Annotated in this window: 9 protein-coding genes; 2 read left to right on the forward strand and 7 right to left on the reverse strand. The window is 56.5% G+C overall.

Annotated features, from left to right (window positions below; genetic code table 11):
- Nucleotides 1–3 precede the first annotated feature (3 nt).
- Together HBA55_RS06420 and HBA55_RS06425 are read left to right on the forward strand one after the other, a co-directional pair.
- Nucleotides 4–3,162: an efflux RND transporter permease subunit gene (locus HBA55_RS06420; RefSeq protein ID WP_166988587.1), complete on the forward strand. Its 3,159-nt coding sequence runs from the start codon at nt 4–6 to the stop codon at nt 3,160–3,162.
- Nucleotides 3,163–3,380: 218 nt separating this feature from the next.
- Nucleotides 3,381–6,659, forward strand: a complete 3,279-nt coding sequence (locus HBA55_RS06425) for an acetyl-CoA carboxylase family protein (RefSeq protein ID WP_166988589.1) — start codon at nt 3,381–3,383, stop codon at nt 6,657–6,659.
- A gap of 153 nt (nt 6,660–6,812) precedes the next feature.
- Here the strand turns inward: HBA55_RS06425 and HBA55_RS06430 are convergent, their stop codons facing one another.
- From HBA55_RS06430 to HBA55_RS06460, 7 genes are read right to left on the reverse strand one after another with little or no spacing between them, the layout of a single operon-like run.
- Entirely contained in the window at nt 6,813–8,015 is a 1,203-nt protein-coding gene (locus HBA55_RS06430; protein WP_166988591.1) for an acetyl-CoA C-acyltransferase, read from the reverse strand.
- Between the two features lie 30 nt (nt 8,016–8,045).
- Nucleotides 8,046–8,498, reverse strand: a complete 453-nt coding sequence (locus tag HBA55_RS06435) for a MaoC family dehydratase (protein ID WP_166988593.1) — start codon at nt 8,496–8,498, stop codon at nt 8,046–8,048.
- A gap of 20 nt (nt 8,499–8,518) precedes the next feature.
- Nucleotides 8,519–9,322 (reverse strand): SDR family oxidoreductase, encoded by an 804-nt coding sequence (locus HBA55_RS06440; RefSeq protein WP_206019576.1) that lies wholly within the window; start codon nt 9,320–9,322, stop codon nt 8,519–8,521.
- Between the two features lie 13 nt (nt 9,323–9,335).
- Nucleotides 9,336–10,538: an acyl-CoA dehydrogenase family protein gene (locus HBA55_RS06445; protein ID WP_166988595.1), complete on the reverse strand. Its 1,203-nt coding sequence runs from the start codon at nt 10,536–10,538 to the stop codon at nt 9,336–9,338.
- A 17-nt stretch (nt 10,539–10,555) separates the two neighbouring features.
- A complete protein-coding gene (locus HBA55_RS06450) occupies nt 10,556–11,737 on the reverse strand; it encodes an acyl-CoA dehydrogenase family protein (protein ID WP_166988597.1) in 1,182 nt (393 codons plus the stop codon).
- Nucleotides 11,738–11,739: 2 nt separating this feature from the next.
- Entirely contained in the window at nt 11,740–12,624 is an 885-nt protein-coding gene (locus HBA55_RS06455; protein ID WP_166988599.1) for an SDR family oxidoreductase, read from the reverse strand.
- A gap of 16 nt (nt 12,625–12,640) precedes the next feature.
- Complete coding sequence (locus HBA55_RS06460; protein ID WP_166988601.1) at nt 12,641–13,789, reverse strand: acetyl-CoA C-acetyltransferase; 1,149 nt, start codon at nt 13,787–13,789, stop codon at nt 12,641–12,643.
- Nucleotides 13,790–13,835 lie beyond the last annotated feature (46 nt).

Consider the following 13,835-nt stretch of genomic DNA (forward strand, 5'->3'; position numbering starts at 1 on the left):
CCCATGAAAACCATTATTGCCTTTGCCGTTGATCGGCGCTGGCTGGTGCTGACGTTGGTGTCGCTGGTGGCGGCGCTGGGTGTGTACAACGCCCTTAAGCTGCCCATCGATGCCGTGCCGGATATCACCAACATTCAGGTTCAGATCAATACCGAAGCCGAAGGCTATTCGCCGCTGGAGTCTGAACAACGGGTGACCTTTGCGGTGGAGAACGCCATGGCCGGTCTGCCCCGGCTGGACTATACCCGATCGCTGTCCCGTTATGGTCTTTCACAGGTCACGGTGATCTTTGAGGAAGGCACCGACATCTATTGGGCGCGCCAGCAGGTAACCGAGCGCCTGCAAACCATCCGCAGCCAACTGCCCAATGGTTTGGAGCCCACGCTGGGTCCCATCGCCAGTGGTCTGGGCGAAATCTTTACCTATGCGGTTAAGGCGCAACCCGATGCTCGAACCGCCAATGGTTTGCCCTACAGTCTCGAAGACCTGCGCACCGTTCAGGACTGGATCATTCGGCCGCAATTGGTCAAGGTGCCCGGTGTTACCGAAATCAATAGCGTTGGCGGCTTCGCCCGTGAATATCAGGTGGCACCGGATCCCGGCAAGCTGTTGGCATTCAAGCTGACACTGGCCGATGTGGTGCGCACACTGGAAAACAATAACCGCAACAGCGGCGCCGGCTACATTGAACGCAATGGCGAGCAGTGGTTGATTCGTTCCCCCGGCCAGGTGGCCAGCCTGGAAGAAATAGAACAGCTGGTGGTCGCCAAACGCGACGATGCTCCCGTCCGTATTCGCGATATTGCCAAGGTGCGATACGGTCGCGAGCTGCGTACCGGTGCCGCCACTCTCAACGGCGAAGAAACCGTGCTCGGCACCGCCTTTATGTTATTGGGAGAAAACAGTCGCACAGTCTCTTCCCTGGTCGCCGAAAAGCTCGTCGCCATCAACGCCAGTTTACCCAGAGGCGTGGTCGCGGAGCCACTCTACGATCGCACCACCCTGGTGGATAAAACCATTCGCACCGTGCAAACCAATCTGTTCGAAGGCGCCGTACTGGTGATTGCGGTTTTGTTTGCCTTGCTGGGCAACCTCCGTGCGGCATTTATTGCAGCCCTGGTGATCCCATTGAGCATGCTGTTCGCTCTGACCGGTATGGCTGCCGGTCGTGTCTCCGGCAACCTGATGAGCCTGGGCGCCATCGATTTTGGTCTGATTGTCGACGGCGCCGTAATTGTGGTGGAAAACACCCTGCGGCGATTGGCAATAGCGCAGCAACAGAAGCAGCGTCTGCTGACCCTGGTTGAGCGCTTGGAATCCGTGAAACTCGCCAGTGCCGAAGTGTTCAAACCCGCCGTGTTCGGTGTGCTGGTTATTATGTTGGTATACCTGCCCATTTTTGCTCTCAGTGGCGTCGAGGGCAAGATGTTCCACCCGATGGCGTTTACGGTGGTGGCGGCCCTGGTTGGGGCTTTGGTATTTTCCGTTACCTTTGTGCCCGCGTTGCTGGCGATCCTGCTGCGCGATGTGAGCGAAAAGGAAAACCGACTGATGCTGGCAGCACGGCGCTGTTACCAGCCGCTGCTTCAAACTTCGCTGCAACACCCCGTATTGATGGTCAGCGGCGCATTGCTGATCGTGGCAATCAGTGGCATAACCGCCAGCCGTCTGGGCAGCGAGTTCCTGCCACAACTGGATGAACACGATGTTGCCCTGCACGCGCTGCGCATTCCCGGCACGGGTTTGCAGCAGTCGGTACAAATGCAACGCCAGCTGGAGGCCAGTATTGCCGAACTTGCGGAAGTACGACAGGTTTTCGCCAAAATCGGTACCCCGGAAATCGCCACCGATCCCATGCCACCCAATGTCGCGGATACCTTTGTGATGCTCAAACCGCGAGAGCAATGGCCCGATCCCAACAAGAGCAAAGCGCAATTGCTGAACGAGTTGCGCGGCACTGTGTTGGCTGTACCTGGCAACAAGTATGAGGTCACTCAGCCCATTGAGATGCGCTTTAACGAACTCATTGCCGGTGTGCGCTCGGATGTAGCCCTGCGCATCTATGGCGACGACCTCGACAGCCTTGCCACCGCCGGCAAGCGTGCCCGTGAGTTGCTGGCGAAGGTGGCAGGCGCCCGGGATGTACGTATGGAGCAGGCCAAAGGGCTGCCGATGATGTCGGTAGAACCGGAGCGGGATCACTTGGCACTGTTGGGATTGTCCATCGCTGATGTGCAACAGGCCCTGCGAGCCGCGGTCAGCGGTGTCGACACGGGATTGATTTACGAAGGTGACCGACGCTTCCGCCTGGTGGTGCGTATGGACGAAAGCCAGCGCCGCGATCCCGAGGCTCTGGCACGACTGCCCATTGCCCTGCCCTCCGGCAGCAATCCGGATCTGAATTACGTGCCCCTGGGCGAGGTGGCCACAATCCGTCTGGCGGAAGGCCCCAACCAAATTAATCGTCGCGACGGTAAGCGCTACACTGTGGTCACCGCCAACGTGCAGGGGCGGGACCTGGGCTCTTTTATTGCCGAAACCCAAACCCTGATGCAGACCCAACTGGTGCTGCCGGCGGGGTATTGGCTGGAATATGGCGGCACCTTCGAACAATTGCAGTCCGCCAGCGCCCGATTGCAGATCGTCGTACCGCTCACCTTATTACTGATACTGGGCCTGCTGTACAGCAGCTTCGGCTCCCTGCGTGACAGCCTGGTGATTTTCACCGGTGTACCTCTGGCCCTCAGCGGCGGCGTGATTGCTCTGCTTGTGCGCGATATGCCATTGTCCATTTCTGCGGCAGTTGGCTTTATTGCGCTCTCTGGAGTCGCCGTATTAAACGGCGTGGTGATGCTGTCGTTTATTCGACAGTTGCGTGACCGGGGTATGCCCTTGCTTGAGGCCATTGGTGATGGCGCCAGCCAACGTCTGCGCCCGGTGTTAATGACTGCCCTGGTGGCGAGCCTGGGCTTTATCCCCATGGCCCTGAATACCGGTACCGGCGCGGAAGTACAACGACCGCTGGCAACCGTCGTGATTGGCGGTATCGTCTCATCGACGCTGTTAACACTGGTGGTGCTGCCCGCCCTGTATCAGCTGGTGTATCGACTGGGAGGCCGGCGGGCAATCTCCATGGATTCCGCACCCGCTGCACCAATGTAACCAACCTCTAGCCCAGGCTTGCCCGGTATCACCACGGGCAAGCCTTTCGGTATACCTGGTCGACCTGGTCTGGTCAATTCCGCGCGAGACCCAACGTTATAGTCCAAAAGCGACAACTTCAGGGTCAGACCAACCGGTCACCCCTCCTTCATCTTGAGCCCATCTAAGCTTCATGCCACCATGCCTGACATTGCCAAACATCAGGACATACCCCTATTATGAGTTTCAAACGCCTGCTGATCGCCAACCGGGGCGAGATCGCCATTCGCATTGCCCAGGCGGCCGCCGAGCTGGGCATCACCAGCGTCGCGGTCGCTCCGCAAGATGACTGCCACAGTCTGCACACGCAGCGCGCCGACCAATGTCTTGATCTGGACGGCCGGGGTACCACTGCGTATCTGGACGGTGACCAACTGCTGACTCTGGCCCGCAAACACAACTGCGATGCTGTGCACCCCGGATACGGATTCCTCAGCGAGAACAGCGGCTTCGCCAGCGCCTGTGAGTCATCGGGAATCGCATTTGTCGGGCCTGACTCCGGCTGTCTGAGACGCTTTGGCGATAAGGCCGCCGCTCGTGAGCTGGCCCGGCAACAACAGGTGCCACTTCTCGACGGCACCCGGGAGTCCACCACACTGGAACAGGCTCAAGCCTTTTTCGCATCCCTGCCACCAGGCAGCGGTATGATGATAAAAGCCATAGCCGGCGGCGGTGGACGCGGAATGCGGGCGGTCAACAAGGCTGAAGATATTGCCGACGCGTTTGAACGTTGCCGCTCAGAGGCGCAAGCGGCCTTTGGGCGCAGAGACGTCTACGTTGAACAACAGGTCGTCAATGCCCGCCATATTGAAATCCAGGTACTGGGCGACGGCAAAGCCGCAGTGCACTTTGGCGAACGCGACTGCAGCTTGCAGCGCCGTCATCAGAAGCTGTTGGAGATCGCGCCCAGCCCGTCACTCAGTGCAGAGCTGCGACAGCAAATGTGCGACGCCGCCCTGCGCATGGCAGAAGCGACTCGCTACCGTGGTCTGGGCACTTTTGAGTTTTTGCTCGATGGCGACCGTTTTTATTTTATGGAAGCCAATCCGCGAGTTCAGGTCGAACATACGGTGACTGAAATGGTCTATGGTGTCGACTTGGTGCTGGCCCAAATACAAGTGGCGGCGGGTTGCTCGCTCGCCGATTTGGGACTCCAACAAGAATGCATCGGCTCTCCCAGAGGGTTTGCGATTCAGACACGTATCAATACCGAAACCCTGAGCGAAAATGGCGATGTTGTCAGCGCCGCAGGAACCATCCAGCGCTATGATTTACCCACCGGTCCCGGGGTACGGATTGATAGCTGTGGCTACCAGGGCTTTCAATCCAGCCCCTATTACGACTCGCTGCTGGCCAAATTAATTGTGCACTCTCCGCAACCAACCTTTGCCCAGGCAGTGGCAAAAACCTCTCGTACCATCAAGCAGCTTCGAATAGAAGGCATCGCTACCAACCAATGGTTACATTGCGCTTTGCTGCAACGTCAGGAACTGGTGAGCAACCATATCAATACCCGGTTTATCGACGATCATTTACCGGAGCTGTTGGAAGCGGCATCGCAATGGGCATCTCCAACGAGCGATAGCGCCAATCCCACTGCAGCTTCCTCGACGAAAAAAGCAGCGCCTCGGGACTGCATCAGTATCAAGGCGTCCATGCAAGCGGTGGTGTCTGATATTGCTGTTATGGTCGGCCAACAAGTGCTTGCGGGTCAGGAGCTGGTGGTCATTGAAGCCATGAAAATGGAACACCAGATCTGCGCTCCGAAAGCCGGCACCGTACGCGAGGTGCTGGTGAACAGCGGCGACGGCGTCGCACCCGATACCGCTCTGATCTTTTTGGAACCGGCGGTCGGTGCTAATGCCCAAGCCACCGACGAAGCACACTTTGACCTCGATTGCATTCGCGCCGATTTAACAGAACTTCAACAGCGACAGCAAAAAACCCTGGACCAAGCGCGACCCGACGCAGTCGCAAAACGCCACGCCAATGGCTTGCGCATGGCACGGGAAAACATAGCAGACCTGCTCGACGAAGGCAGCTTCCAGGAATATGGCTCTCTGACTATCGCCGCACAACGGCGTCGCCGCAGCGTGGAAGAACTGATCGACATCAGCCCCGCCGACGGCCTGGTCGCCGGTACCGGCAGCGTCAACGGTCATTTGTTTGGCGAGGAACAATCCCGCTGTATGGTGATGTCATACGACTACACGGTGTTTGCCGGAACCCAGGGGGCCATGAACCACAAAAAAACCGACCGTATGTTGCGCCTGGCCAATGAACAGAAGATACCGCTGGTGTTTTTTACCGAAGGCGGCGGCGGACGTCCCGGGGACACGGACTATCCGGTTGTTGCTGGCTTGGATATTGATACCTGGACTTCCATAGCCACCCTGTCCGGTCAAGTGCCGATTGTGGGCATCACCGCCGGTCGCTGTTTTGCAGGCAACGCCGCTCTGCTGGGTTGTAGCGACGTTATCATTGCTACCAGAGACGCCAACATTGGCATGGCTGGTCCTGCCATGATCGAAGGCGGCGGGCTGGGAGTGTTTGATGCCAGCGAGGTCGGCCCCAGCGAGATTCAATCTCATAATGGAGTCATCGATATTCTGGTTGAAAACGAAACTGAAGCCGTTGCCGCAGCAAAAAAATACCTGTCTTATTTTCAGGGCCCAGTCGAACAGTGGCAAGCACCGGATAAGCGGCACTTAAGGCACGCTATTCCAGAAAACCGTCTGCGCAGTTACGATATTCACCAAGTCATTGAATCTGTGGCAGACGAAAACTCAGTGCTCGAATTGCGCCCGTATTTCGGGACAGGCATTGTCACCAGTTTCCTCCGTATCGAAGGTCGACCATTCGGGTTGATTGCCAATAATTCCCGGCATTTGGGTGGCGCCATTGACGCTCCGGCGGCGGACAAAGCCAGTCGTTTTATCAAGCTATGTGACGCTTTCGATCTGCCATTGATCAGTCTGTGTGACACGCCTGGTTTTATGGTTGGGCCGGAGGCGGAGAAGTCGGCGCAGGTTCGCCGCTTCTCGCGCTTATTTGTCGCGGCGGCCAACATGACCACGCCGCTGTTCAGTATCGTACTGCGCAAAGGTTACGGACTGGGTGCCATGGCGATGACGGGTGGCAGCTTCCATCGCGGGGTATTCACGGTTGCCTGGCCGACCGGTGAATTTGGCGCGATGGGGCTGGAAGGTGCTGTTCGATTGGGCTTTAGGAAAGAACTTGAAGCAGTTGAAGATCCTGCGGAAAAACAGGCTCTGTTCGACAAACTGGTGGCGAAGTCCTATGAGCGTGGCAAGGCTATTAATATGGCCAGCACCTTGGAAATTGATGAAGTGATTGATCCTGCTGATACACGTCTGTGGATAATGCGTGGTTTAAAAACGAGTGCGCCCGCGTCTCAGCGTGATGGTAAGAAGTTGCGATTTGTTGACACTTGGTAAGGGCGTTTGGAATCGGGAGTTGTCAGTCGTTTGAATCTGCAGTCACCACGGGAGCGGCGCTTGTGCCGGGCTTTTCGGGACTGAGGGCGGTCCGTAGGACCAACCGACAGTTCCAAAAAGCCTGATTGCCGCTTGTAGCAAAAAATTGAGGAATCAATAAACTTCAAATAATCCGGCAGCACCCATACCACCGCCGATACACATAGTCACCACCACATACTTAACACCACGGCGCTGCCCTTCCAGCAACGCATGGCCCACCATGCGGGCACCGCTCATACCAAAGGGATGACCAATGGAAATTGCACCACCGTTAACATTCATCAGCTCATTATCAATATCGAGCTTGTCGCGACAATAAATCACCTGAGACGCAAACGCCTCATTCAACTCCCAAAGACCGATATCCCCAACCGACAACCCATGACGATCCAGCAACTTCGGAATGGCGAACACCGGCCCAATACCCATCTCATCGGCCTTACAGCCGGCAACCGCCAAACCACGATAAGCCCCCAGTGGCTTTAGCCCCTGTTGCTCCGCCAATTTAGAATCCATTAACACGCAAGCGGACGCACCATCGGACAACTGCGAGGCATTACCCGCCGTAATGAATTTACCCTCTGGAACCCACTTACCGTCCTTCCAGACCGGCTCAAGTCCCTGCAGACTCTGCAGCGTTGTTGACGGACGATTACACTCATCCCGAGCTATGGTCACCTCCTCGTAAGTGGTCTCCTTAGTCTCGCGATTGAACAAGGCCTTGGTCGTCGACATCGGCACAATCTCATTCTCAAACAGACCCGCCTCTTGCGCCGCCGCCGTACGCATCTGGCTCTGCAGCGCGTACTCATCCTGTGCATCACGGGAAATACCGTAGCGCTCAGCCACAATCTCCGCCGTTTCAATCATCGGAATATAAGCCGTGGGATCCACCTCCAACACGGCTTTGGACACATTTCGATACGTATTTTTGTGCTTATTCTGAGTCAAAGAAATCGACTCAACACCACCGGCCACCGCCACATCATACTCATTACACATGATGCTCTTGGCAGCCGTGGCTATGGTCATCAGACCGGAGGAACACTGACGCTCCATCGCCATCCCGGAAGTCGACTCCGGCAATCCACCCGCCAGCGCACACAAGCGGCCCAGATTATAAGCCTGGGTGCCCTGCTGTGCCGCCGCGCCCATAACACAGTCATCCACCAGATTGGGATCGATACCCGCCCGCGCTACCGCCGCACGAACGGCATGTCCACCCATGGCCGGCGCTTCGGTATCATTGAATGCACCACGAAAAGACTTGCCCAGTGCTGTACGGGCGGTTGCTACAATTACGGCTTCGCGCATAATAATTACCTTAAGAAATCTGTCTGAAAATCAGTAATAACGAGAGATGGTATCTACTACACAAGCGGGGCGATCATTGCCCTCAATCTCAACCGTTACCCGTATGGTGGCCTGCACGCCCCCCTTGACCTCTTCCACCTTGATTAACTCACCGACACCCCGCACACGGGAATTGACGGTAACCGGCGATGGGAAACGGATTTTTTCGCAACCGTAGTTCACGCCCATGGAAATTCCCTGCACATCAACAATCTGTGGCAAGAACAGATTTACCAAAGACAGCGTCAAATAGCCGTGGGCAATGGTCGCCTTGAAAGGGCCGTCTTTAGCGCGTTCAGGGTCCACATGAATCCACTGGTGATCCCCTGTGGCCTCGGCAAACAAATTGATACGCTCCTGATCAATCTCAAGCCAGTCGCTTTCACCCAGGCGATTACCCACGGCATTGCTTAATTCAGAGGGTGTTTTAAAAACCGTTGTCATAGAACTTCTCCGTCGTTACTTCAGCTGCGCTGACTGGAACAGGAAATGATTTCACCGGTGAGGTAGCTGGAATAATCGGAAGCGAGGAATACCATAATATTGGCCACTTCCCAGACTTCGGCGCCCCGACCATAGGCTTCTTTGCCTTCCAGCTCCGCCAACAGCTCAGGCGGAGCGGACTTCTTCAACATGGGATGAACCGCCAGAGACGGCGAAACCGCGTTGATACGTACACCAAACTCCGCTGCTTCCAGCGCAGCGCAGCGCGTTAGCGCCATGACACCGGCTTTTGCCGCAGCGTAGTGGGACTGCTCTTTTTGCGCCCGCCAGCCCAGCACAGAAGCATTGTTGACGATCACTCCGCCCCCCTTGCCGGATTCATAACGAGTCTTCATCACTTTCATCATGTGACGGGTCATGCGCATGGTGCCATTCAGGGTTACGTCGATGACCTTCATCCACTCCGGATCTTCCATTTCGATCAGAGCTTTGGTTGTACCCAAACCGGCGTTGTTGATGAGTACATCGGTGCCGGCGAGCTTGTCTTCGGCAAATGCGATCAAGGCCTGAACCTGCTCTTCATCCGCCACATTGCAGACTTTGCCATAGACCTGCTCCAGACCGGTTTCTTCCTGCAGTTTTTTTACCGATTCCTGCAGACGACCATCGTGAATATCGCTGATCACAATAGCGCGACAGCCTTCTTCCACGCACTTTTTCGCTGCCGCAAAACCAATGCCCGCACCTGCTGCCGCAGTGATCAGGACGGAGCGGTGTTTGAGTAAACCGTGACCGGACACGTATGTGGGATTGTGAATATCCATAGGGAACTCCGCGTTATTTTGCTGCTACGCGAGGTTCCTTGGGCATACCCAAACCCCGCTCGGCAATAATGTTCTTTTGTATTTCGTTGGTGCCGCCGTAAATCGTGTCGGATCTGACAAACAGATACATGGCTTGCAGACGACTGAGTTCGTAGGGGCCACCCTCAAGAACCTGACTTTCCGGTCCGAGCACATCCATCGCCAACTCGCCCATGGTGCGGTGCCAGGTCGCCCAGAACAGCTTATAGATCAGCGCTTCTTTCTGCAGGCTGCCATCGCTGCCCCCCTGGCCGGATAACATGCGCATGGAGTTGTAGCGCATGATCTTCAGTTCCGTGTGCGCCTTTGCCAGACGTTGGCGAATAGCGGGGTTCTTGGCGGCCCCATTACGCCTGGCGATTTCAATCACCTGATTGAGCTCATTTTGGAACTGCATCTGCTGGCCCAGCGTCGACACACCACGCTCAAAGCCCAGCAACCCCATGGCGACCTTCCAGCCGTCACCCGGTGCCCCAACGATGTCACCGGCGTCGCACTCGGCATCGTCAAAGAACACTTCGTTGAATTCACAGGTGCCTGTGATTTGCTCGATACCACGAACGTCAATGCCGGGCTGATCCATTTTCATCAGGAAAAAACCCAGACCTTTGTGTGCCACCGAATCAGGATCGGTACGAGCAATCACAAAAATATAGTCAGACTCATGGGCTAAAGAAGTCCACACTTTCTGGCCATTGATAATCCATTTGCCCTTTTCTTCGTCGAAGCGGGCACGGGTTTTCACGTTGGCCAAATCGGAACCGGCGCCGGGTTCGGAGTAACCCTGGCACCAGAGCTCGGTACCGGCAACAATGCCGGGCAGGTACTTCTGTTTTTGCTCCTCGGAACCAAAGGCAATAATGGTGGGACCGGCCAGGCCCTCACCAATATGACCGACATGGCCCGGAGCACCTGCGCGTGCATACTCCTCGTTAAAGATCACCTGCTGCTCAATACTGCAGCCGCGACCACCGTATTCGGTTGGCCAGCCGATACAGGTCCAGCCACCTTCAGCCAGCTTTTGCTCCCAGCGTTTGCGCTCCTCGGGATACATGTGCTCGTCGCCGGGGCCGCCGCGAAACCTGAGCTTGGCGAATTCCCCGGTCAGGTTTTGCTGCAACCAGGTGGCAACTTCCTGGCGAAACTGTTCGTCTTCGGCACTAAAACTGAGTTTCATGTCATTTACCTCTGCCGTTACGCCACTTCGCCGTCGAGCAGCATCGCTGCCAGACGTTCACGATGATAGTCACCGTTACCCAGCAGATGCTCACTGGCCTTGGCGCGCTTGAAGTACAGATGTACGTCGTATTCCCAGGTAAAGCCGACACCACCATGCATCTGGATGGCTTCTCCGGCATTGCTGAAATACACATCGGAGCAGTAGGACTTGGCGACGCTGGCGGCCTCGTTCAATTCGCCGGCCAGTTCACCGCCAGTCAGAGCTTCCTGAGCGACACAAGCCGCGTAGTAGACACCGGAGCGAGCCACTTCGACCTGGGTCATCATGTCGGCAGCCTTGTGTTTGATCGCCTGAAAACTGGCGATGGGGCGATTAAACTGGGTGCGTTCCTTGGTATATTCAACCGTGATATCCATCACCTGTTGGGCACCGCCCATTTGCTCCGCCGCCAACGCGACTGTGGCCAGGTTAATGATGGTCTGCAGTTGCGGCCAGGCTTGTCCCGGCTCACCCATCAAAGCGGTGGGCGGCACTCGAACCCGATCCAGAGAAATATTGGCCAGCTTGCGCGTTTGGTCCATGGTCGGCAAAATTTGACGATTGATTCCGAGAGTATCTGCCGGAACGACAAACAAACTGATACCATCTGTGCCGCAGCTGCCGGGTTCCCTCGCAGCAACAATCAGCAACTCTGCACTGCCACCATCGACCACGTAGCGCAATTCACCGCTGAGCATATAGTCATCGCCATCACGGGTAACGGTGGCTTCTACCGCCTCCGCGTGCCACTGCCCACCAAACTGACCGGCGGCTGCACCCGTGTGGGCCAGGGTTGCCGTCATGCCTTCGCAGATACGGGGCAGGTAACGGGTTTTCTGTTCTTCAGTCCCGGCAACCAGCAACGCATTGGTTGCCAGACACACGGTGGAAAAGAAAGGCGAGCACAACAGAAACCGCCCCATCTGCTCCACCATGGCGACCAATTCCACGTAGCCCAATCCCATACCCCCGTATTGTTCGGGAATATGAATCGCCTGCCAGTACATGTCGGCACAGATCCGTTGCCACAGCTCCGCATCGAAGCCATGTTCACTGACCATGGCCGCCCGCACCGCGGCGCTGTCCGATACTTCGGCCAGAAATGCTTGCGCGGTGTCGCGTATCATCAACTGCTCATCGGTAAACGCGAAGTCCATCGTCAGCTACCGTAGACTTTTTGGGCGGGGACTTCTTTGGCCAGCAGTTGGTCAATAGCAGAGCCAACTTCAGCGGGCTCCCAGCGGGCGCCCTTATCCACCCCTTCGGTGGTGCGCCAACCGTCGGCGATGGAAATCCTGCCACCTTCGGCTTCAAAAATTCGACCGGTGATGGCTTTGGAATCTTCTGCTGCCAACCAGGCCAACAGGGAAGACACATTTTCCGGTGCCCAGTAATCAAAACTGCCGTCTTCGGGTTTGGCCATGCGGGTGGCCATTTCTTCCACGGCCGTGGTCATTCCGGTACGAGCAGCGGGAGCGATGGCATTTGCGGTAACACCGTAACGCGCCAGCTCCACCGCCTGGTTCAAGGTCAAGGCAGCAATACCGGCTTTGGCAGCTGCGTAGTTAGACTGTCCGACCGAACCCTGCAAACCTGCACCCGAAGTGGTATTGATGATTCGTGCATCCACCTCGCGCCCTTCTTTCGACAAACCGCGCCAGTAATGCACGGCGTGAGAGGTGATGCAGAAGTGGCCCTTCAGATGCACACTCATAATCGCATCCCAATCGGCTTCGCTCATAGACGCAAACATGCGATCGCGATTGATGCCTGCGTTGTTCAACACAGCGTGCAGATCACCGAAGGCGTCAATAGCCTGCTTGACGGCATTGGCACTGTCGTCGTAGTTGGTGATGTCAGAGGTATTTACCACCGCTTTGCCACCGGCCTGTGTGATTTCGTCAACGACAGCGCTGGCGGCCGCTTCGTTGATGTCATTGACAACAACGCAAGCACCTTCGGCAGCAAAAACTTTCGCATGAGCAGCACCCAGACCACCGCCGGCCCCGGTGATGATGACAACTCGGTTATTCAGAATTCCCATAATATGTTCTGCCTTTTTACAGTCTTTCGATAATGGTGACGTTGGCCTGACCACCACCTTCGCACATGGTTTGCAAACCAAAGCGACCGTTGCTTCTTTCAAGCTCGTGCAACAGAGTCGTCATCAGTTTTGTGCCGGTTGCCCCCAGTGGGTGACCCAAGGCAATAGCACCACCGTTAACGTTGGTTTTGGCGTGGTCATAACCGGTTTCTTTAAGCCAGGCCATGGCGACCGAGGCAAAGGCCTCGTTAATTTCCACCAAATCGATATCCGCCAGGCTCATACCGGATTTCTTTAACGCGTGCTCAGTAGCGGGGATGGGCGCGGTCAGCATCCAGATAGGATCATCTGCGCGTACACTCATATGATGTATGCGCGCACGCGGTGTCAGCTGGTAGCGTTTTAGCGCCGCCTCGGACACCAGCAACAGGGCAGAAGCCGCGTCGCAGGTTTGCGAAGCCACCCCTGCGGTCACCTTGTCACAACCGAAAATACCTTCCAGTTCTGCCATTTTTTCCAGGCTGGACTGGCGCGGAGTTTCATCCATGGAAACACCGGCGATCGGCACAATCTCACGATCAAAGCGGCCTTCTTCAATGGCCTTGAGGGCGCGGTTGTGTGACTCCAGGGAGTAGACTTCCAACTCTTGGCGTTCGAGCCCCCACTTGTCGGCAATCATTTGCGCCGAGTTAAATTGCGTCGGCGGTACGTCACCATAGCGTTTGACCCAACCCTCAGAACCGGTGAACGGATTGGTGAATCCCATGGGTTCGGCGGCGATCATGGCCGAAGAAATCGGGATCTGGGTCATGGTCTGAACACCACCGGCCACTACGACATCCTGAGTACCCGACATGATGGCCTGGGCGGCAAAGTGCACTGCCTGCTGGGAAGAGCCACACTGGCGGTCTACCGTGGTGCCGGGCACCGCCTGATCCAGACCCGCCGCCAGCCAACAGGTGCGGGCGATATCGCCGGCCAGGGGACCGATGGTGTCGACACAGCCGAAGATCACGTCGTCATAATCCGCATCGGGAACGCCATTGCGCTCTACCAGTGCCTTGAGGACATGCCCTCCCAGGTCGGCGGCATGGATACCGGCAAGTCCGCCTTTACGGCGGCCGGTGGGGGTACGAATGGCATCAACAATATAGGCTTCCGCCATGATTGAGCTCCTGCTAAGAGAATTCGATAGTATTTACTATGGAGAA

Origin of the sequence: Pseudomaricurvus alkylphenolicus, assembly GCF_011683955.1 — a bacterium.
GTDB lineage: Bacteria > Pseudomonadota > Gammaproteobacteria > Pseudomonadales > Cellvibrionaceae > Pseudomaricurvus > Pseudomaricurvus alkylphenolicus.